This is a genomic window from Archangium minus, assembly GCF_044360475.1.
In the GTDB taxonomy this organism is placed as follows: domain Bacteria; phylum Myxococcota; class Myxococcia; order Myxococcales; family Myxococcaceae; genus Archangium; species Archangium minus.
In genome coordinates this window covers 10,283,415-10,302,153 of record NZ_CP043494.1, presented here as the reverse complement: position 1 = coordinate 10,302,153, position 18,739 = coordinate 10,283,415, and the positions used below count along the sequence as shown (strand labels likewise).

The following is an 18,739-nucleotide window of genomic DNA, read 5'->3' as shown; positions in this document are numbered from 1 at the left end:
ACCTGCCATGGCCAAGATCACCCTGAAGGGCAACCCGATTCAGACCGAGGGCAACCTACCCGTTGTGGGCAGCACGGCGCCGGATGTCACGCTCACCGGCCTCGACCTCGCCGACAAGAAGCTCTCGTCGATTCCGGGCAAGCGCGTGCTCAACATCTTCCCCAGCATCGACACGGGGGTCTGCGCGACGTCGGTGCGCACGTTCAACAAGCGCGCGACCGAGAAGCCGAACGTCACCGTCATCAACATCTCGATGGATCTGCCGTTCGCGCTCAAGCGCTTCTGTGGCGCCGAGGGTATCGAGAAGGCCCTGACCTTCTCGGGCTTCCGCAGTGACTTCGGCAAGCAGTACGGCGTGACGATCAAGGAGGGCGGCATGGCCGGCCTCTACTCGCGCGCCGTGGTCGTGGTGGACGAGAGCGGCAAGGTCATCCACGCCGAGCAGGTACCGGAGATCGCCCAGGAGCCCAACTACGACGCGGCCCTCGCGAAGCTGTAGCCCGCAGGTCGCGGGGAGAGGGCTCACGTCTCCGGCTGGGCCGGGACATAGGGGATTTCCAACGTGAAGGTGGCTCCCTGCCCGGGTCCGTTGCTGTGGACGGTCAGTGAGCCGCCCAGCTCCTGGGCCGCCAGGGCACTGGAGTGCAGGCCGAAGCCATGCCCCTCCTCCCGGGTGGTGAAGCCGTATTGGAAGATCCGGGTGAGCATCTCCGGCGCGATGCCCATCCCATTGTCATGCACCTGGATGCGGACGTGGTCGGTGCCGGTGCGTTCCAGCTTCAGGAACAGCACCCGCTCGGCCGGAGGCACCCCATCCATGGCGTATTTGGCGTTGCTGACCAGGTTGACGAGGATCATCAACGCCTTGTGCTTGTCGGTGAGCACCGGAGGCAGGGCCGCCAGCTCACGCACCACCTTCACCTGATGCCGGGAGAGCCCGGCCAGGTTGATGCGCAGCGCGTCCTCCACCAACTCTGCCAGTTGGACGGATTCATGGATGCGGGGCGTGCGGGCGTAGTTCTGTTGCACCTTGACGATGTCACCCACGTGCTCGGTGTAGCGCCCCACGTCCTCGAGCAGCGAGAGGATCTCCCGTTGCTCGTCGAGCAGGTTCTGCCCCAGCATGCTCAGGAAGGGCATCACGTTGCGCCCGCGCTCGTCCTGGGTGAGGAAGGTGCCGAGGTCGGACTGGTGCTCCTGGAGCAGGTGGGCGATGCGGCCCACGTGTGCCAGGCGCAGGTCGTTCACGCGTTCCCTGGCGAGCTGGGCGGAGGTGTAGACGCTGTTGAGGACGTTGCCCACGTTGTGCAGCACGTTGGTGGCGACCTCCGCCATGCCCGCGCGGCGGGCGGTCTGGACCAGCTGCACGTGGAGCTCCTTGAGCTCGCGGGTGCGCTCCTCGACGCGCTGCTCGAGGCTCTCGTTGGCGTGACGCAGCTCCTCCTCGCGCCGTTGCACCTGGTCGGCCATGAGCCGGAAGGCGCGGGCCAGTTGTCCCAGCTCGTCGTTACGTGAGGTGTCCAGCTCGACGTGGAACTCACCGGAGGCCACCCGATCGGTGGCCCGGGTGAAGGCGAGCAGCGGATGGGTGATCTGCTTCTGGAGCACCCAGTACAGGATGCCCAGCTCGAGGCAGAGCGAGAGGATTCCGAGGAGCAGGACGGTGCGTGCGGCCTGGAAGGCCGGCCGGGTCACCGTGGCCTCGGGAAGCACGGTGACGAAGTTCCAACCGGGCCCCTCCAGCCGGGCCGTGGCGAGGTACTCGCCGTGCTCGGGGAGCTTCAGCAGGGATTCGCCGGGCGGGCGGTTCTTCACGCGCTCGATGATGTCCCGAATGTGGGCCAGTTGCTCCGGGGTGCCGGGCTGCGCGGGTGCTCCGTCGGGCCGTTTCAAGGTCTCCAGAACGTTGTAGGAACCCGCGCTGCCTTTCTCCGCCATCGAGGGATGGGCGATGAGTTGCCCATCGTCGCGGAAGATCACGTTGTACGAGCCGGGCAGGACATCGTTGAACGTACGGGCCACCATCTCCTCGAGAAACATATCGTGGCTGATCGTCGCGACATGCTTGTCCTCCGTGTCCAGAGGAGTGGAGGCGGAGACCATCGCGGTCCTGGACACCGGATCAACGATGATCTGGCTCCAGGCTGTCTTCCTCTCCGGGTTGTTCTGGGGAAGGCTGATGGGGAAGAAATCGAAGTCGAGGCTCCAGAAATCCGGCTCGGCCTCCTGGCTCCAGGTGGGGTGCTCGGGCCAGTAGATGGCGAGCGGCCCCTCGGGCAGCGTGATGTACGTGTTCGTGAAACGGGTATGGAAGGCGGGCCCGTACCAGGAGAGCACGTCGTACGCGGCGAGGAGCCTCCGGCGCATGTCCGCGTCGAGCGTCACCCTTCGGGGAACGAAAACGCCCGGCATCTTCGTGCCATCGAAGCCCTCGGCGCGGTTGCGGACCGAACCATCGGGCAGGTGGACGAACAGTCGATCGAAGCGGGCACTGACCTCCTCCTGCGTGAGCGACTGGATTCGTTCCTCCAGGGCCTTCTTCAAGACGGTGTGGTTGTCCTTGGCCAGGAGGAAGATGGCCTGTTCCCTCTGACTACGCTCCGTGACGTACCGCTCCAGATGGGCGAGCGCCTCTTCGCGCAGGGCGTTGAGGATGTGGAGGTAACTCAGAAGGGTGGTTAGCGCGATGATCACCCCGATGCGCACCCCCATGTGGAGGAGCGTCGAACGGGCCAGGGGTGCACGGAGGGGGGTGGACAGCATGAGGACCGGACGACCTGTGCTCGCTCACGGCAGGACCCTCCTGCCTGGTTTCGGGGACCGGGCGAGAGTGCGTGCGGCGAGATGAATGGCAGGTCGGAGGGAAATGGGAGCTGTGGCTGAAGCAGCAACGCTTCCACATTTCGGGTCATTTCACATGGGACCGAGAGTGAGCAGGGCGCTTTTCAACAGCGCGTCCGCCTCACCCTTCACGCGCGGTTCACGCACTTCTCTTGGGCGGTGCGTTGAGGCACAGCCTCCAGCTGCGGTGACGTGCTTGACGACCTTCTCGGAAGGGAGGACCGAAGCGCCGTTCTCGAGGTGCGGCGGAGCGACTGTAGCGGATGAGGACAGGGGTGTCCTCTTTCAGGACAGCACTCGGCGTGGCACGGAAGCCCTCGAAATCAGGGGGAATGGGACGGAGTTTGTCAGCCCGCTTTACATGATTGGAACAGAAAATGGAGTCCGGAGCTACCGGTCCAAGGAAGGTGACTCCAATGATTACAGGGGTCTGCGCGCTGGCACGAGGGCTGCTCAAGGCAGGCGCATGACCAAATCCCGCTTCGCTGTCTCCATCACTGGGCTCTCGCTGCTGGCCGCTGTCGGCTGCGGCGGGGCCGAGGGTCTCTCTGACGCCGAGCCCGTTGGCCAGGCTCTCTCGTGGGAGGAGTTCCGCGCCCAGGTCTACCAGGACCCCGAGGGCGTGTTCATCGTCAACGGGGACACCCCGCTTCACAACGAGAAGCTGCTGCGTGAGTTCTACGAGCAGTACGTGAAGGCTGGGCAGCTCATCGTCCACGCCCCGGGTGGAACGGATGCGAAGTGGAACGACACGCAGAAGCTGAACCTCACCTACTGCGTGAGCACCACCTTCGGCAGCAACTACGACAAAGTGGTGCAGGACATGGCGGCCGCGGCTGGGGCTTGGGAGGCGGTGGCCAAGATCAAGTTCGTCTACCTGAGCGCCGAGGACGCCAACTGCACCGCCAGCAACCCCAACGTCCTCTTCGACGTGCGGCCGGTGAACACGGGTGGCCAGTATGTGGCGCGCGCCTTCTTCCCGGACTCTCCGCGCTCCGAGCGCAACGTCCTCATCGACAACAGCGCCTTTGGCAACCTGGATCCGTGGACGCTGCCCGGCATTCTGCGTCACGAGCTGGGCCACACGCTGGGCTTCCGCCACGAGCACACCCGCCCCGAGTCGGGCACCTGCTTCGAGGACAGCGACTGGCGCGTCCTGACGACGTATGACTCGGAGTCCGTGATGCACTACCCGCACTGCAATGGATCGCAGACGGGTGACCTGGTCATCACCACCAAGGACCAGATCGGCGCCGCCACCCTCTACGGCACGCCGAACGGTGAGCCGCCTCCGACGGAGCCGCCTCCGCCGAGCGGCACCCCGGTGTCCGAGTCGGTCAGCGGCAGCGTGTCCAAGAACCAGGAGGTCAACTACGGCCCCTACACCGTGGTGCCCGGCACCAGCTTCAAGGTGACCATGACGGGTACGGGTGACCCGGACCTGTACGTGCAGTTCGGCTCGGCCCCCTCCACCACCTCCTACGCTTGCCGTCCGTACGCCAACGGCGCCTCCGAGTCGTGCACCGTGACTGTGCCCTCGAGCCAGACCAAGGCTTACATCATGGTGCGCGGCTACGCCGCCGGCACCTTCAAGCTCGCCATCGAGTACACCAAGCCTTCTACCGGCACGGGCACCCCGACGTCCGAGACGGTCAGCGGCAGCGTGTCCACGAGCCAGAGCAAGAATCACGGCCCCTACAGCGTGGTGGCCGGCACCATCTTCAAGGTGGTGATGAGCGGCTCGGGTGATCCGGACCTGTACGTGAAGTTCGGCTCGGCCCCCTCCACCACCTCCTATAACTGCCGCCCGTACCTCGACGGCGCCGCCGAGACGTGCGAGCTGACCGTGCCCTCGGGCCAGACCAGCGCGTACATCATGGTGAACGGCTACACCTCGGGCAGCTACAACCTGGCCATCAGCTACACCAAGCCGTAACTGTAGCCATCGCCGCAGCCACAGCTGTATCGGGCGGTCCTTCCTCGGAGGGGCCGCCCGTTGTTGTTTTGGGGCCCCGTCAATCGAGGAATCGGCGCTCCCATCGGCGCATGTCTGCTTCGGAGAAGCCATCGAAGGGAGCGCGGCCCAAGAACAACCAAGGTTCGAGCACGCGAGCCAGTTCGCGATGCTCGGGCAACGCGTGGCCCCGCTCCGTATCTCCCGCTTCCGGCCACTTTCCCAGAGTCACCACGGCCCGCTCGCCATCGAGCTCTTGCACGGTGGTATCAGGCGAGCGCAGGCGCGCGCGCAGTCCCTCAACGCCGCCGAGTGCCCCCAACACGGGTTGGCCCAGGAAGTTCAGCCAGTGCACTCCATTCACCCGGGTGCCAATGGCGAGGGAGTCGAACTGCACCTGTGGAATGTCCAGGCCGGGATAGCGGAAGGACAGGTCGCGGATGCGCTCGGTCGTGCCGAGGACGCTTTCTGGGAAGTTGAAGGCGAGGCCCGCATGGCCGGAGCTGAAGGGCAGTTCCGCCGCCAGCTCCAACGCCAGCTCCCGCACCCTCTTGGGTCCGTGCTCCTCGAGGTACTCCGTGGGGAGGATGAAGGACACCACGGTCATGTCGTTGGCAGGGGGCGTGTCGAGCAGTCTGCCATGGTAGAGGACCTCGTACCCCGTGGTGGCACTGGGAGATTCACGCAGCCAGAGGTGGGTGGCGGGCTCTTCGAGCATTTCCCTCTGGAGGTACGCCCAGCCTTTGTCATCGAGTTCGTCCCAGTCTCCGCTGTAGGGGTTGGCGTACCAACCGAGAGTCAGGGCTCCCACCGCGCGGCGGTAGACTTCCAGGTCGCGCATCACCGCGTGCACCAGCTCCTGGTGGGAGCGCTTCATGTGGAAGGTGATGCTCATGCTCTCCCGAATAAAGAGGGAGTGTCTCTCACCCAAAGCCTTGTCGAGACGTATTCGCGGGTAGTGCTCGCTCATCACTTGACTCCATCGGGAGTGCTGAATCTGGGCTTATTTCTGCCTCCGAGGAGAGCCTTCTCGTACATGTCTCCCTGATTGTTTGGGAACAGCTACCAACAAGCCCATGCCGCGCACTCTCATAGGAGGGCAGCAGGGGTTGGCGTGTGCCGCATGGGGGGCCGCTTTGGTCACGTGCGGCATCCTAGGGTGGATGGGCTTCTTCAGTGCTCGTGCTTGCAGCGGCCGAGGAAGCGGACCAGTTCCGCGTGGAACCACTGGGGCGCGTCCAGCATCGGCCAGTGGCTCGCGTGCGGCAGCACGGAGCGGGACAGCTCGGGTCGCTGGGCCACCAGCGTCTCCGGGCCGGTGGCTGTCACCAGCGCGTGGGTGGGTCCCGTGAAGCGCTCGAAGGCCTCGTCTGGGTTGTAGCCGAAGAGCGACTCCATGTTTCCAGCGATGGCCTCCCGCCGCGAGGTCCGCAGTGTCTTCATGACCAGCGCTCGCGTCTTCTCCTTCGCCTCGAGGAGCAGTGGGGTGAACCAGTGCTCGTGGAAGCCGCCGTACTTCGCCTCGCTGAAGTTCTCGAGCCAGGTGGCCACATCGGCCTTGTCCTGTCGACGCAGGTCTCCCACCGGCTCGACGTAGAGGAGCCCGGCGAGCCGCTCGGGGTAGTACGAGGCGAAGGCCCCAGCCACCGCGGCCCCGAAGCCATGGCCCACCAGGACGAACTTCTCGGGAAGCAGCGCGTCAGCAACGGCGGCGACATCCTCCACCGAGGCCTCCACTCCGAAAGGGCCATGGCCGCCGCTGCTCTCACCCATCCCTCGCTGGTCGAACGAGACGCTGCGGGTCGCGAGGCCGTGCTGTGTCTCGGCCCAGTGCGTCCGGTCGGCGGCGAAGTCGTGCACGAAGAGGACGGGGATGCCGCCGTCGCCTTCTACTGTTGCCAGCAGCCGTCCCGCGGGTCCGGGAACGGTCACCGTCGTCGCTTCCTTGTGCTTCATCGTGTCTGCTCCCGGCCCCCAGGTATGGGCCAGGGCCTTCCTCGGAGTCTGTCCTACTGCCCCGGGAACGAGTAGCGGCTGGGGCTCGTGCGCTCACCTTCGAACATCGTGAGCGAACGCCTACGCGCCTTCCACCTCGAGCATCGCCGCGAGGAACAGCTCATAGGTCAGCTCGGCGACCGGGCGCTTCTCGCGGCGGGCCTGGGTGCGCAGGGCCTTGGGCAGCGAGCACGGTTTGCCACGCTCGCCATCGCGCATCTGCACATAGCCTCGCTCGGAGAACCCGACCACCTGCCACCCCCGCTTGCAGAGTGCCTGGCTGAGGTCATCGGTGAGCTGGTGGTGGACGGCCTTGGCCATGGGCAGCAGCCCGAAGATCTCGCTCGACCAACCACCGTCTTGCTCGTGCCAGCCCCGCGCGCGCAGGTAGTTGGCCTTGCGCGCGAGGGAGAGCCCTCCGACGTGTCGCTCGAGCTTCACAGGGCAGCGCGGGTCAGCGGACCGTCGAAGCTCTGCCCCTCGCACTCGGCGTAGACATGATCTCCGACAAGAGTCAGCGACAGCTTGATCCGCCGCGAGTCGAAGCCGGAGAGGGCGCGCAGCAGCCCGGCGTCGATCGCGGCAAGCTCGGCCTTCGCCACGCGCAGCGCCTTGACCTCGCGCGCCTCGGTGAGGAACGCCTCGAGTCGCTGGGGAGACTCGAACAGCACCGATACCTTCGCGTGCGGGTTCTGATCGACCGCGCGCTGGACCTTGAGCGGGTCTGCCTTGCCAACGCGCACCCAGCTCGTGACCAGGCCGGTGTAGTCGCGACACTCGAGGTCTGGCTCATCGGGCTCGCCGAGCCCCTTGCCAAAGGCCATCCGCTCCTCCCAGAGCCAGCAGAACGCGAGCACCCGCAGCCAGACGCGCTGCATGGTCTCGGACGGGTGGCGTGCGACCTTGAGGCTCAGCTGTGGCTGGTCGATTGCGCGATCAACGTGGCTCAAGGCGATCTGGAAGTCGTACAACGTCGGAGCGAGGGTCATCGAAGCGAGCTATAGCGCAGAAGGGCTCCCATCATCCTATGGCTCCGCAGGTTGTCGAAGACGCAGACGCAATCCGGAATGACTTTCTTGCGAGGTCTCTCCTATGGGAACGCGATACGGGGTTCGGGACAGCCCCGACATGAATGCTCTTGTCGGCTGTGCAAGAAGGGTGGCTGAGGCGGTTTCGTTTCCCGAAGTCTCTGACGCCGAGCTGTACCGAAGGCTGCACGACATCTTGTACGGCGAGAAAGATGCCTGGGAGATTGCCGTTGCGGGGGTGATTACCAGGACCGAGGCCGCCTACCTGGTCCTGGCCAACTTGCAGTCGTGGCTCATCTCTCGCTCCATCAGGGATGATGCCCAGGACTGGCCGAACGTGGATCATCTCGTTCGTGATGTGGAGGATGCCTTATTCGGTGCGCGGGAACGCCAATAGAGCCTTACGTCCGCTGCAGTCTGGCAACCAGCCGCCGCAGGTCCTCGTTGGCCCTCACGTACTCCGTGCGGCTCTTCTCCTCGGAGAGCTGCTTCTCCAGCGTGGGCAGCGAGCTCTTCGCCTGGGCCGCGGCTTCCTTCGTATCCTCCACCAGCCACTCCGCCCCGAGGATGAGCGCCATCCGCGTGTCCGGGTCCTTCTCCGTCATGCGCGCCAGCAGCGCCCCCAGGTGTGCCGCCGATTTGCCGCGTCCCACCTCCAGCGCCGCGCGCGCCACCATGCTCTTGTCGGCGTCCCCCAGCTTCTTCGCCCAGCATCCCGAGTCCGCACCGCACGTCTTCGCCGCTTCCAGCCGCTGGCCGTACTGGGAAATCATCTCCGCCCGCTTCTTCCCCAGCGTCGCCGGGTCCTCGCACCCCTCGCCACCCAGCTCGGCGCACTCGGCCGTCGTCTTCGCCGGCTCCGCCGCCACCAGCTTCTCCAGCGCCGGCTGCTCCCGCGCGTCTCCCAGCATCGTCAGGGCGTCGATGGCCGCCTCGCGCGCGTACCAGTCACCCTGGCCCGCTGCCTTCTCCAGAGCCGGCAGTGCGTCGCGACCGCCCAGCCGCGCCAGCGCGTGCGTGTACTGCCGCCGCAGTCCCGCGTCCGGCTCGGACACCAGCGCCGCCAGGGGCTTCACCGCCGCCGCCGAGCGCATCCTCGCCAGTGCGTCCGCCGCTCGCGCCCTCACACCCGCCTGGATGCGCGGGTCCTCGTGCTTGAAGGCGAGCTGCTGCACCAGGGCTCCCTCCGCCCGGCGCTCCCGCAGGTCTCCGAGGATCTCCGCCGCCTTGAAGGAGTAGCTCGCCGGGTTGATGCCATTCTGCTTCACCCAGCGCGACAGCTCGTCATCCTTGCCCTGCAGTACCGCGAGCAGCGCGTCCGCCGCGGGCTGGCCCATCTGGAAGAGGGAGAACGAGCTCTCCACGTAGAAGGACACGCCCCTGCGCTCCTTCGTCAGCATCCGCATCAGCACCGGCACCGCCCGTGCGTCCCCAATGCGCCCCAGGGCCTCGATGGCCTTCTTGTTCAGGAAGGGCTCCGCGGTCTCATCCATGGCGATCTGGATGAGGGAATCCACCGCTTCCTTCGCACGCAGGCGTCCCAGTGCGTCCACGGCCTCGATGCGTGTGTAGTTGTCCCGCGCCTTCAGCAGCCTCATCAGCTCCGGCACGGTCTTCGGATCGCCAATCGCTCCCAAGGCCGACGCCAAGGCCTTGTTCATCAGGTTGCCGCCCGAGTCCGTCGCTCCCAGGTCCACCGCCTTCCCCAGCGGCTCCACCGACGCCACGTTCTTCACATCCCCGAGCGCCCGCGCCACTGCCGCCTTCACCTCGGGCTTCTTGTCCGATGCGAGCTGCCCGTGCAGGAAGGGGAGGAAGTTCGCGTTGAGGTTGCCGGAGCTGCGGAGGGCTTCGATGACCCGCACCTGGTCCTGGGCCCTCCGGGCCTTACCCAATGTCTTCTCCCAATACTCCGGAGAGGACGGGTCCACCTTGCACCCAGAAAGAACGAGCATGAGCGCCAGGCTTGACGCGGCAAGAAGGCGAGACATGTGGGCCCCCACTGAACAACGGGTTGTACGCGCGTTCCGTCCTAAACCCGTCCTGTCGGAAGGATCAAACCGACCCAGGAGATTGGAGTACGCTGCCCAACGCCATGTCCGTCGATACTCAACCTTCCCCGCGTCCTCGTGTCGTGCGCCGGAAATATCTAATCGATACCGGGTTCCAGCTCCGGTACATGCTCCGGCTCGCCGCGCTCGGCGGAGGCGGGGTGATGCTCGTCGGAGTGCTGGCGTACCGGGCCCACCGGGAAGCGGTGGAGAGCGGTGCGTCCCCCGAGGCCCTCGCCCTGGGGGGCGAGACGATGCTGTGGCTCATCGGCCTGGGCGCGCTCGTTGTGGCGGGGTTGATGGCCCTGTTCGGGCTCGTGCTCACCCACCGCGTGGCCGGTCCCATCCATGTGATGAGCCTCTACATCGCGACGCTCGCCGCCGGCCGCTACCCGCGCATGCGTCCGCTGCGCAAGAAGGACGAGCTGCTCGGCTTCTTCAACCGCTTCAGCGAGGCGGTGGACCGCATCCGCGAGCGCGAGGCCGAGGAGGCCCGGCTGCTCGCCGAGGTCATCGAGACCCTGCGGCCCCTGGCCACCACCCAGGATGCCCAGGCCGCGCTCAGCATTCTTGGCTCCATCCGTGCTCGCAAACGTCAGGCCATCGAAGGTCCCACCTCGGGTGCGCTGAAGTCCGTTGCCTGAGGCGCCCGGGTACAGCAGAAGGCTCCCCCATATGACTCGCCCCCGCATCGTCTTCATGGGCACCCCTGAGTTCGCCGTGCCCTCCCTGGCCGCCCTCTTCGACATCGGAGACGTGGTGGCCGTTGTCACCCAGCCGGACAAGCCCAAGGGCCGTGGCCAGGCGCTGGCTGTCTCCCCCGTGAAGGCCTATGCGCTCGAGCGCGGGGTGCCCGTATTGCAGCCTCAGAAGCTGCGCACCCCTCCCTTCTCCGAGGAGCTGCGCAAGTTCGCACCGGACGTCGCCGTGGTGACGGCCTATGGGAAGATCCTCCCCAAGGATTTGCTGGAGACGCCGGTGAAGGGGTGCCTCAACGTGCACGCCTCGCTGCTCCCGCGCTTCCGTGGCGCCGCCCCCATCCAGTGGGCCATCGCCCATGGGGATACGGAGACGGGCGTGGCGTTGATGGTGATGGACGAGGGCCTGGACACCGGCCCCGTGCTCGCCGAGAAGCGCCTGCCCATCGCCCCGGACGAGACGAGCGCCACGCTGCACGACAAGCTCTCCAAGCTGGGCGGAGAGCTACTGCGCGAGTGCCTCCCCGCGTACCTGCGCGGCGAGCTGAAGCCGGTGCCTCAGCCCTCGGAGGGGATGGTGCTCGCCCCCATCATCCAGAAGGAGGATGGGAAGCTCGACTTCAAGCGGCCGGCGGTGGAGCTGGAGCGGCGGCTGCGTGCCTTCACCCCGTGGCCGGGAGCCTTCACCACGCTGGACGGCAAGCTGTTCAAGGTGCACCGGGCGAAGGTGGGGCAGGGGCGCGGTGAGCCGGGGACGGTGGTGTCCGCGGGTCCGCAGGGGTTGGAGGTGGCATGCGGCGAGGGCTCGCTGGTGCTGCTGGAGGTGCAGCCCGAGGGCAAGCGGGTGATGGCGGCGGGTGAGTTCCTCGCGGGCCGCAAGCTGGCGCCGGGCAGCCGGCCATTCGATACGTAGGAGAGGACACGCAACATGGGCAAGAGGCTGTTGGTACTGCATGGGCCGAACCTGAACCTGCTCGGCGAGCGGGAGGGCAGGCTGGGGGGACGGCTCGCGGACCTCGATGCCGCCCTGAATGCCCGGGCCGCGGAGCTGGGGCTGGAGCTGAAGATGGTGCAGTCCAACCACGAGGGCGTCCTCATCGACACCCTCCACGCCGAGCGCTCTCGGTTGGACGGCGTGGTGGTGAGCCCCGCGGGGCTGTTCGGCTCGTACCCGCTGAGGGAGGCGCTGGAGGCCGTAGGCGTGCCCGCCATTGAGGTGTACCTGGCGGCGCTCGGCGAGCGGGAGTCCGTGGTGGCCGAGGCCTGCGTTGCCACCATCGAGGGCCAGGGCTTCGACTCATACCTCGAGGCCCTCGAGCGCTTCGCGAGTGGGGACCTCGCCGGGGAGCTGACGGAGGAGGACGAGGAGTCAGTGGGAGAGGACGAGGAAGGGGAGGGTGAGGAGGGGGCTGAGCCGGAGGGGCCGGTGAAGACGCTCGGTCGCCGCAAGAAGGACATTCCCCGGGAGAAGTCCCTGGCCCTGTCTCCGTCGAGGGCCTTGGCGCGCTCCGCCGATGCCCCGGTGAAGACGCTGGGCCGCAAGGCGGAGGCACCGGCCGCGTCTGCCTCGCCCTCGAAGACGCTGGGCCGCAAGGTGAAGGGCACGCCCGCGGCGGACTTCCTCACCCGGGCCCTGGTGCGGCAGAAGATCGCCGACCGGCTGGCGGGCCGGCTGACGCCCGCGGAGCTGGCCACCTGGGCTCGCTCGAAGTGGACGGAGGTGCAGCGCGGAGCTCCGGCGGAGAGTGGCTACCGGGACATGCTGGAGGAGTCCTTGCAGCGCCTCACCCTGTCCACCATGCCCGCCACCAAGCTGTCGGAAGCGGAGCTCGTGGACATGATGACTCGGTTGGAAGGGTGAGAGGGAAGGGATGAACGCACGCGCCATCGCCATCCAGGTTCTGAGCCGCGTCCGGGCCACGGATGCGTACCTCAATGTTGTTCTCGACACGGTGCTCTCGGAGTCACCTCCGGCCGATGCTCGGGACACGGGGTTGATCACCGAGCTGGCCTACGGGACCACTCGTCGCCAGCTCGCGCTGGACTACGCCATCACCCGCTTCGCTGACCGCAAGCTGGACGCGCTGGAGGACAAGGTCCTGGCCGCGCTGCGCGTAGGGGCCTACCAGCTCTTCTACACGCGGGTGCCGGCTCGCGCCGCCGTGGCCGAGACGGTGCAGGCCCTCAAGGACGTGGGACTGGCACGCGCGGCGGGCTTCGCCAACGCCATCCTGCGCAAGCTGTCCTCGCTGCCCTCGCAGCCGCTGCCTCCAGAGGACGACCTCGTCGGGTTCCTGTCGGTGCGCGAGAGTCACCCCCGGTGGTTGGTGGAGCGCTGGTTGCGCCAGTTCGGCCGCGAGCGCGCCGAGGCGATGCTCGTCGCCAACAACCAGACGCCTCCGGTGGTCATCCGCGCCAACAGCGCGAAGGTGACGCGAGACGCGCTGCTGGAGCAGCTGCGCGAGGCGGGGCTGGAGGTGCGGCCCACGGCGGTGTCGCCGGTGGGCATCGTGCTGCCTCCGGTGGGGCGGCTGGAGGACGTGTACGGCTACGCCGAGGGTCTGTGGCAGGTGCAGGACGAGGCGGCGCAGCTCGTGGGCGTCTACGGCGACATTCCGGAGACGGCGCGGGTGCTGGACGCGTGCGCGGCGCCCGGCGGCAAGGCGTGCCACCTGGCGGAGAAGCACGAGGTGGTGGCCACGGACCTCCACGCCAACAAGCTGCGGAAGATTGAGTCCGAGGCGAAGCGGCTGGGGCTCTCCGAGCGGCTGAGCGCCAGGGCCCATGATGCGTCGCAGCCCTACCCGGAGGAGTGGGGCGAGTTCCACGCGTTCCTGGTGGACGCGCCGTGCTCGGGGCTGGGGACGCTGCGGCGCCACCCGGAGCTGCGCTACCGGCGCACGCAGGAGGACATCGGACGGCTGGCGGTGCTGCAGCGGCGCATCCTGGAGAACTGTCAGGAGGCGGTGCCGCCCGGAGGGCTGCTGGTGTACGCGGTGTGCACGTCGGAGCCGCAGGAGGGGCAGGATCAGGTGGAGATGTTCCTGCGCAGCCACCCCGAGTGGACGGCGGAGCCGCCGGTGTTGCACGAGGCGGTGAAGCTCCCGCTCACCCAGGCGTACCTGCGCACGCTGCCGGGCCCCGAGGCCTGGGACGGCTTCTTCGCCGCGCGCCTGCGTAAGATGTACTGAGAGGACTCGCCCGGGCGGGCGTCAGGGGTGCTCGCGTTGATGGTTCTCCGGAGGTGGGGGGATGGGGTCCGGCAGGGACTTCAACACGGGCTGCAGGGCCTGCATGGCTTCGGTGAGGCTGCCGAAGCGTGCGCGTGGATCCGCGGCCGTGGCCCGCTCCACCCAGTGCTCCCATCGCCCCTTCCACACTCCGTCCCGCCGCGAGGCCAGCATGTCTCGCACGATGAGCCCGAAGGAGAAGACATCCGCGGAGGGGGACACGGGACCCGAGTCGTCCAGCTCGGGCGCCACGTAGGCCGCACCGATTCGGGGTGGCTTCATCCAGCCGTGGGCGTGGTTGCGCCGGAAGAGCTCCAGCCCCAGGTCCAGGATGGACAGCCGCACGCCTTGAGGCCCAGGGGCGACGAGCAACCGCGAGGGCCTCAGCCGTCCATGGACGACGCCGGAGGCCTGGGCGGCGGTGAGCGCTTGCGCCAACTGCTCGGCGAGTGAATATAGGTAGGTGATTTCAAGCCCTACCTGATGGAGTCCCCCGAGCATGGAGGGCAGTGACTCGCCATTCCACCAGGGGCGCACCCACCAGAGCGCCTCTCGGGCCGTGTCGTACCCCACGTCTTCCACGGGTTGGAACGAGGGGTCTTCCGTCCGCTCTCCCGTATGTACGAGCTGCTCGAAGCACTCCAGCTCGGCCGGGGCGGGGGGGCGCAATGTGCGCCACAGTGTGACCCGCCGAGCTCCTCCGCCCTCGGAGGGCTCTACTCGGAACTCCGAGCCGGGCTCGTCGCCGAGGGCCGGACGGACGATGCGCCACTTTCCTCCGAGGACGTCACCTGCGCTCAGTGCGCTCATGGCCGGAAGTGTAGACCGGGTGACCTCTGTGGACCTCGGGGGTCCCCCCCAGGAGACGTCCAACCTCCAACATGAGGCGGACGCGTCTTGACCCTGAAATCAAGGGCCAATACTTCGGAAGAGCGATGGAGAAGGGCTCACAGCAGGAGTTGGAGCAGCGACTGGCCTTGTGTGGGCCCGAGGACACCCTGCGTGGCTTCTTCTTCACCGGCGCGCTGGAGGTGGTGCGTGAGCTGGACGACTCGGTGGTGCTGGAGCGCTGCATCGAGGCGGCCGGTGGCGAGCGGTTCATGACCTTCTTCAGCTACCCCGTGGGGGCGTTGAACCGGCTGCTCTACACCGCGGCGTGGGCGCTGAGCGGGAAGCATGACGGCTTCGCCGCAGCGATGCGGCACCTCGGGCAGCGGGTGGCTCCGTCCTACCTGGAGTCCGGGGCCGGGCGCGTGTTGTTGATGCTGGCCGGAGGCGAGCCGAGGCGGATGCTCAATGGCTTTCCCTCGGCGTACCGGACCTCGGTGCGGCATGGCGACTGCTCGGTGCACTGGATTGGACCCAGCACAGGCATCGTCTCCATCAAGGGCAGCACCCTCCCCATGGAGTACTTCGAGGGCGCGGTGCGGGGCATCTTCGAGGCCACGAAGGTGGCGAGTGTGAAGGCCGTGGGGCGACAATTGAGCCTGAGCGATACGGAAATAGAGGTCTCCTGGTAACCAGGGGAGCGTGCAGGGGGAGGCGGGCAGAATGCGCGCACGGGCGCTGTTCCGAGCGCGTTCGCAAGGAGGCACATGCGCCAGGGAGTCGAGCTGACGGAGTTGGGCGGAAGAATGGGTCCGCGGGTGTTGATGCTTCCCGGGCTGGGCGCTCGGGGGGCGGGCTTTCGGGCACTCGCCGAGCAGCTCTCCAGGGTGGCCCGTCCCATCCTCGTCGAGTACCCGGAAGGCAAGCATGCCGCTCGGGGGGCGGGGGCGCTCGCCAACGAGGTGCTGAAGGCGGCCGGTCCGGTGGACGCGGTGGTGGCCAGCTCCTTCGGAGGCATGGTGGCCGCTCACCTGGCAGCGGGTGGGGCGGCGCGAGGCGTGGCCTTTCTTGGCTCCTTCACTCGGCCCGAGCACCTGGGCCTGCGCGGCAACCTCATTGCGATGATGGGCCCTATTGCCGTCCTGGGGCGCCCGGGCCCGCTCACGGCGGCCCTGGCCTCGTGGAAGCCCATCCCGTTGGCGCGCGTCCCTGACGTGGTGCCCACCACGCGGCTGGAGCGGATGACCACGCTCCACCGCGCCTTCGCCATCCGCAGCGAGCCGCCTCCGCCGGAGCTGCGCAGGCTGCCCGTCTCGTGCGTGTGCGTGCAGGGAGACCGAGATGTGCTGGTTCCCCCCTCGTCGATGGCGAGGCTGGCGGCCTCGCTGCCTCCGGGGACGCCCCAGCACCTGCTGCGGGGCGCGGGCCATGTCCCCTACTTCACGCACCCCGAGGAGTGCGCGCGGCTGCTGACGCCGTGGCTGGACGCGTTGGCGCCCGCCAGCGGCGTCGAGTCTGTCGCTTGAGGAGGACTACGCCTCGTCGGAGCTGGCCTCGGCGAGCTTGAAGGCCTCGAGCACCGCGGCCGAGGCCCGGTCCAGGTACTTGCCCTTGCGGATGAGCAGGCCGATGGGGCGCGACACCGGGCCCTCGGCGAAGGGCTTGGAGACCAGCGAGCCCTGCGCCACCTCGGCCGACACCGTGGCCATGGGGAGGATGGCCACGCCGATGCCCATCTCCACCGCGCGCTTGATGGTCTCGACGTTGTCGATCTCCATCACCGGGTTGAGGTCCAGGTTCTTCTCGCGGAAGAGCCGGTCCAGCGCCTTGCGCGTGGGGGCCTCGCGATCGAAGGCGATGAAGGGCACGCCCGACAGCGCCGTGAGGCTCACCTTCGCCTTGGTGGCGAACGGGTGGCTGGGCGAGCACACCACCGCCAGCTTGTCGTCGCGGAACGGGTGGATGTCCACGCCCGCGCGCGGCTGCGGGTACGCCACGATGCCAATCTCCGCCGCCCCCAGGATGACGTCGTCGTACACCTGATCATTGCGCCGGTAGTTCAGGCGCATGTTCACCTTGGGGTGCGTCTTGAGGAGCTGCTTCTGCACGCTGCGCAGCTCGTGCAGACCCACCGAGTAGATGGTGGACACCGTCGTGGTGCCTGCCACCTCCGTGGACTGCTCGCGGATCTCGTTCTCCACCTCGGCGAAGCGGGCGAGGATCTCCTTGCATCCGCGGAACAGGCGCTCGCCCGCCGGAGTCGGAGTCACCTGGCGCGCGCTGCGCGACAAGAGCTTCTGCTCATAGCGGTTCTCCAGCGCGCGGATCTGCTGGCTGACCGCCGATTGCGTCACGTGGTTGAGCTGCGCGGCCCGGGAGAAGGAGCCCGTCTCGACCACGTCACAGAACATCTTCAAGGATTCAAGCTGCATGAGGGCGCCTCTCCTAACCGAAGCCTAATGTCGAGGCTAGAGCTAATTAGCCGGTCTACGCTCCCTCGGCAAAACCACTTACCTCGCCCGCTCGCCCTGCCGCTTGACGTCGGAGAGCCGCCAGGTGGGGTGGAGAGCGTGTTTGGAGGAGGGGGCTGCTCTCTCAGTGTGAGGCCGGACGCACTTTTGAGCGCAGCAGCACCACCACGGCTATCGCCAGGGACAGCAGGGCGGCTCCCGAGATGGTCTGCATGCGGCTCATCTCCAGGGCCGCTTCCTGCGCGAAGCTGCACTCGATTTCAGAGAGCCCCGTGCAGTCGGCGGAGGAGAAGCGCGTCTTCAGGCCCACGCCGAGCAGGAAGAGGCCTCCGAGCAGCAGGCCGCCACTCAGCCCCAGCAGGGCCGCTCGGGTCACTCCCGCGAGAGCGACCCGCCCCTTGGTGTCCGTACCTTCGTGTTGCATGGTGTGGGACGCTACCGCCGCATGGGCTCGCGCGCCATATCCCGCGTATGCTGCGCCCCCATGCGAATCCTCTACGGTGTCGTTGGCGAAGGCATGGGGCACGCCACCCGCTCTCGCGTGCTGCTCGAGGAGCTCACCAAGGAGCACGAGGTCCACATCGTTGTCTCGGGGCGGGCCAAGGACTACCTGGCCAAGCGCTTCGAGAACGTGCACGGCATCTGGGGCCTCACCATTGCCTACGAAGGCAACTCGGTGAAGAAGTGGCAGACGGTGCTGCAGAACCTCTCCGGGGCCGTGAAGGGCTGGCCGCAGAACGTCCGCCAGTACTTCGAGCTCGTGGAGGACTTCAAGCCAGACGTCGTGGTGAGCGACTTCGAGAGCTTCAGCTACTTCTTCGCTCGCAACCACCGCCTGCCCGTCATCAGCGTGGACAACATGCAGATCATCAACCGCTGCAAGCATGATCCTTCGCTGATCGCCGGCTTCGAGGATGACTTCGAGGGCTCGCGCGCCCTCGTGAAGTCCAAGCTGCCCGGCAGCTTCCACTACCTCATCACCACCTTCTTCTACCCGCCCGTCCGCAAGGAGCGCACCACGCTCCTGCCCTCCATCCTCCGGCCGGAGATCCTCTCCGCGAATTCCGAGCCCGGGGAGCATCTGCTCGTCTACCAGACCGCTACGACCAACACCGCCCTGCCGGAGATCCTCAAGCAGAGCGGCCTGCCGTGTCACATCTACGGCATGCGCCGCGACCTCACCGAGGACGTGCGCGATGGCAACCTCCTCTACCGCCCCTTCAGCGAGAAGGGCTTCATCGACGACCTGCGCACCGCTCGGGCCGTTGTCGCCGGTGGCGGCTACACGCTCATGAGCGAGGCCGTGTACCTGCGCAAGCCCCTGCTCTCCCTGCCCGTGAAGGGACAGTTCGAGCAGGTGCTCAACGCGCTCTATCTGGAGAAGCTGGGCTACGGCATGTACGCGCCCGAGCTCACCCTCGAGCGCCTGCGTGACTTCCTCCAGCGCGTGCCCAGGTGTCAGGAGGCGCTGAAGGGGTACTCGCAGGAGGGGAACGTGAAGATGGTCGATGCGCTCCGTGAGCAGCTCGCCCGCGCCGCCGAGTACAAGGGCCGCTGGTGGGAAGAGCCGGAGCCTTCTTCGACGTGAGTTTTACGGGGTGAGGGGCACTCAGTTCTCAGTTACCCTCACCCCGGCCCTCTCC

Annotated in this window: 19 protein-coding genes; 10 read left to right on the top strand and 9 right to left on the bottom strand. The window is 67.2% G+C overall.

Annotated features, from left to right (window positions below; translation table 11 throughout):
- The first annotated feature begins 7 nt into the window (after positions 1-7).
- Complete coding sequence (tpx, locus tag F0U60_RS42165; RefSeq protein ID WP_395808549.1) at positions 8-499, top strand: thiol peroxidase; 492 nt, start codon at positions 8-10, stop codon at positions 497-499.
- A gap of 23 nt (positions 500-522) precedes the next feature.
- Here the strand turns inward: tpx and F0U60_RS42160 are convergent, their stop codons facing one another.
- Complete coding sequence (locus F0U60_RS42160; protein WP_395808547.1) at positions 523-2,763, bottom strand: ATP-binding protein; 2,241 nt, start codon at positions 2,761-2,763, stop codon at positions 523-525.
- A 544-nt stretch (positions 2,764-3,307) separates the two neighbouring features.
- On the opposite strand from F0U60_RS42160, the gene F0U60_RS42155 reads away from it, so the two are divergent.
- Entirely contained in the window at positions 3,308-4,777 is a 1,470-nt protein-coding gene (locus F0U60_RS42155; RefSeq protein ID WP_395808545.1) for a pre-peptidase C-terminal domain-containing protein, read from the top strand.
- A 79-nt stretch (positions 4,778-4,856) separates the two neighbouring features.
- Here the strand turns inward: F0U60_RS42155 and F0U60_RS42150 are convergent, their stop codons facing one another.
- The 4 genes from F0U60_RS42150 to F0U60_RS42135 form a co-directional block, all read right to left on the bottom strand.
- Entirely contained in the window at positions 4,857-5,690 is an 834-nt protein-coding gene (locus tag F0U60_RS42150; protein ID WP_395808542.1) for a type VI immunity family protein, read from the bottom strand.
- A 278-nt stretch (positions 5,691-5,968) separates the two neighbouring features.
- On the bottom strand, positions 5,969-6,751 hold the full coding sequence (locus F0U60_RS42145) for an alpha/beta fold hydrolase (RefSeq protein WP_395808540.1): 783 nt from the start codon (positions 6,749-6,751) through the stop codon (positions 5,969-5,971).
- Positions 6,752-6,871: 120 nt separating this feature from the next.
- A complete protein-coding gene (locus tag F0U60_RS42140; RefSeq protein ID WP_395808538.1) occupies positions 6,872-7,231 on the bottom strand; it encodes a hypothetical protein in 360 nt (119 codons plus the stop codon).
- Entirely contained in the window at positions 7,228-7,779 is a 552-nt protein-coding gene (locus F0U60_RS42135) for a YaeQ family protein (RefSeq protein WP_395808536.1), read from the bottom strand. Before F0U60_RS42135 ends, F0U60_RS42140 begins: the two co-directional genes overlap by 4 nt.
- A 139-nt stretch (positions 7,780-7,918) precedes the next feature.
- On the opposite strand from F0U60_RS42135, the gene F0U60_RS42130 reads away from it, so the two are divergent.
- On the top strand, positions 7,919-8,215 hold the full coding sequence (locus F0U60_RS42130) for a hypothetical protein (protein ID WP_395808534.1): 297 nt from the start codon (positions 7,919-7,921) through the stop codon (positions 8,213-8,215).
- Between the two features lie 4 nt (positions 8,216-8,219).
- Here the strand turns inward: F0U60_RS42130 and F0U60_RS42125 are convergent, their stop codons facing one another.
- Positions 8,220-9,809, bottom strand: a complete 1,590-nt coding sequence (locus tag F0U60_RS42125; RefSeq protein WP_395808532.1) for a HEAT repeat domain-containing protein — start codon at positions 9,807-9,809, stop codon at positions 8,220-8,222.
- Between the two features lie 188 nt (positions 9,810-9,997).
- On the opposite strand from F0U60_RS42125, the gene F0U60_RS42120 reads away from it, so the two are divergent.
- The 4 genes from F0U60_RS42120 to rsmB are packed head-to-tail and all read left to right on the top strand — an operon-like array spanning position 9,998 to position 13,758.
- Positions 9,998-10,513, top strand: a complete 516-nt coding sequence (locus tag F0U60_RS42120; RefSeq protein ID WP_395808530.1) for a signal protein — start codon at positions 9,998-10,000, stop codon at positions 10,511-10,513.
- 31 nt (positions 10,514-10,544) lie between these two features.
- Positions 10,545-11,480: a methionyl-tRNA formyltransferase gene (gene fmt, locus F0U60_RS42115; protein ID WP_395808528.1), complete on the top strand. Its 936-nt coding sequence runs from the start codon at positions 10,545-10,547 to the stop codon at positions 11,478-11,480.
- A 15-nt stretch (positions 11,481-11,495) separates the two neighbouring features.
- Positions 11,496-12,428 (top strand): type II 3-dehydroquinate dehydratase, encoded by a 933-nt coding sequence (locus F0U60_RS42110; RefSeq protein WP_395808526.1) that lies wholly within the window; start codon positions 11,496-11,498, stop codon positions 12,426-12,428.
- Positions 12,429-12,438: 10 nt separating this feature from the next.
- On the top strand, positions 12,439-13,758 hold the full coding sequence (gene rsmB / locus F0U60_RS42105) for a 16S rRNA (cytosine(967)-C(5))-methyltransferase RsmB (RefSeq protein WP_395808524.1): 1,320 nt from the start codon (positions 12,439-12,441) through the stop codon (positions 13,756-13,758).
- Between the two features lie 21 nt (positions 13,759-13,779).
- Here rsmB and F0U60_RS42100 read toward each other — a convergent pair whose 3' ends face one another.
- Positions 13,780-14,607 carry a protein kinase gene (locus tag F0U60_RS42100; RefSeq protein ID WP_395808522.1) on the bottom strand — a complete coding sequence of 276 codons (828 nt, stop codon included), beginning with the start codon at positions 14,605-14,607 and terminating at the stop codon, positions 13,780-13,782.
- A gap of 125 nt (positions 14,608-14,732) precedes the next feature.
- On the opposite strand from F0U60_RS42100, the gene F0U60_RS42095 reads away from it, so the two are divergent.
- Together F0U60_RS42095 and F0U60_RS42090 are read left to right on the top strand one after the other, a co-directional pair.
- Positions 14,733-15,317, top strand: a complete 585-nt coding sequence (locus F0U60_RS42095) for a TIGR02265 family protein (RefSeq protein WP_395808520.1) — start codon at positions 14,733-14,735, stop codon at positions 15,315-15,317.
- Between the two features lie 75 nt (positions 15,318-15,392).
- Entirely contained in the window at positions 15,393-16,151 is a 759-nt protein-coding gene (locus F0U60_RS42090) for an alpha/beta fold hydrolase (RefSeq protein WP_395808518.1), read from the top strand.
- Positions 16,152-16,157: 6 nt separating this feature from the next.
- Here the strand turns inward: F0U60_RS42090 and F0U60_RS42085 are convergent, their stop codons facing one another.
- Positions 16,158-17,057 (bottom strand): LysR family transcriptional regulator, encoded by a 900-nt coding sequence (locus F0U60_RS42085; RefSeq protein ID WP_395808516.1) that lies wholly within the window; start codon positions 17,055-17,057, stop codon positions 16,158-16,160.
- A gap of 163 nt (positions 17,058-17,220) precedes the next feature.
- Positions 17,221-17,520, bottom strand: coding sequence for a hypothetical protein (locus F0U60_RS42080; protein ID WP_395808514.1), 300 nt, complete (start codon positions 17,518-17,520; stop codon positions 17,221-17,223).
- Between the two features lie 60 nt (positions 17,521-17,580).
- On the opposite strand from F0U60_RS42080, the gene F0U60_RS42075 reads away from it, so the two are divergent.
- The gene (locus tag F0U60_RS42075; protein WP_395808512.1) at positions 17,581-18,684 is read left to right on the top strand and encodes an MJ1255/VC2487 family glycosyltransferase; all 1,104 of its coding nucleotides are present in this window, start codon (positions 17,581-17,583) and stop codon (positions 18,682-18,684) included.
- The last annotated feature ends 55 nt before the right edge of the window (positions 18,685-18,739 follow it).

What these genes read in the sequence shown, in the direction of transcription:
- tpx (WP_395808549.1), top strand. Translation starts at nt 8, where the DNA reads ATGGCCAAGATCACCCTGAAGGGCAACCCGATTCAGACCGAGGGCAAC.
- F0U60_RS42160 (WP_395808547.1), bottom strand. Translation starts at nt 2,763, where the DNA reads ATGCTGTCCACCCCCCTCCGTGCACCCCTGGCCCGTTCGACGCTCCTC.
- F0U60_RS42155 (WP_395808545.1), top strand. Translation starts at nt 3,308, where the DNA reads ATGACCAAATCCCGCTTCGCTGTCTCCATCACTGGGCTCTCGCTGCTG.
- F0U60_RS42150 (WP_395808542.1), bottom strand. Translation starts at nt 5,690, where the DNA reads ATGAGCATCACCTTCCACATGAAGCGCTCCCACCAGGAGCTGGTGCAC.
- F0U60_RS42145 (WP_395808540.1), bottom strand. Translation starts at nt 6,751, where the DNA reads ATGAAGCACAAGGAAGCGACGACGGTGACCGTTCCCGGACCCGCGGGA.
- F0U60_RS42135 (WP_395808536.1), bottom strand. Translation starts at nt 7,779, where the DNA reads ATGACCCTCGCTCCGACGTTGTACGACTTCCAGATCGCCTTGAGCCAC.
- F0U60_RS42130 (WP_395808534.1), top strand. Translation starts at nt 7,919, where the DNA reads ATGAATGCTCTTGTCGGCTGTGCAAGAAGGGTGGCTGAGGCGGTTTCG.
- F0U60_RS42125 (WP_395808532.1), bottom strand. Translation starts at nt 9,809, where the DNA reads ATGTCTCGCCTTCTTGCCGCGTCAAGCCTGGCGCTCATGCTCGTTCTT.
- F0U60_RS42120 (WP_395808530.1), top strand. Translation starts at nt 9,998, where the DNA reads ATGCTCCGGCTCGCCGCGCTCGGCGGAGGCGGGGTGATGCTCGTCGGA.
- fmt (WP_395808528.1), top strand. Translation starts at nt 10,545, where the DNA reads ATGACTCGCCCCCGCATCGTCTTCATGGGCACCCCTGAGTTCGCCGTG.
- F0U60_RS42110 (WP_395808526.1), top strand. Translation starts at nt 11,496, where the DNA reads ATGGGCAAGAGGCTGTTGGTACTGCATGGGCCGAACCTGAACCTGCTC.
- rsmB (WP_395808524.1), top strand. Translation starts at nt 12,439, where the DNA reads ATGAACGCACGCGCCATCGCCATCCAGGTTCTGAGCCGCGTCCGGGCC.
- F0U60_RS42100 (WP_395808522.1), bottom strand. Translation starts at nt 14,607, where the DNA reads ATGAGCGCACTGAGCGCAGGTGACGTCCTCGGAGGAAAGTGGCGCATC.
- F0U60_RS42095 (WP_395808520.1), top strand. Translation starts at nt 14,733, where the DNA reads ATGGAGAAGGGCTCACAGCAGGAGTTGGAGCAGCGACTGGCCTTGTGT.
- F0U60_RS42090 (WP_395808518.1), top strand. Translation starts at nt 15,393, where the DNA reads ATGCGCCAGGGAGTCGAGCTGACGGAGTTGGGCGGAAGAATGGGTCCG.
- F0U60_RS42085 (WP_395808516.1), bottom strand. Translation starts at nt 17,057, where the DNA reads ATGCAGCTTGAATCCTTGAAGATGTTCTGTGACGTGGTCGAGACGGGC.
- F0U60_RS42080 (WP_395808514.1), bottom strand. Translation starts at nt 17,520, where the DNA reads ATGCAACACGAAGGTACGGACACCAAGGGGCGGGTCGCTCTCGCGGGA.
- F0U60_RS42075 (WP_395808512.1), top strand. Translation starts at nt 17,581, where the DNA reads ATGCGAATCCTCTACGGTGTCGTTGGCGAAGGCATGGGGCACGCCACC.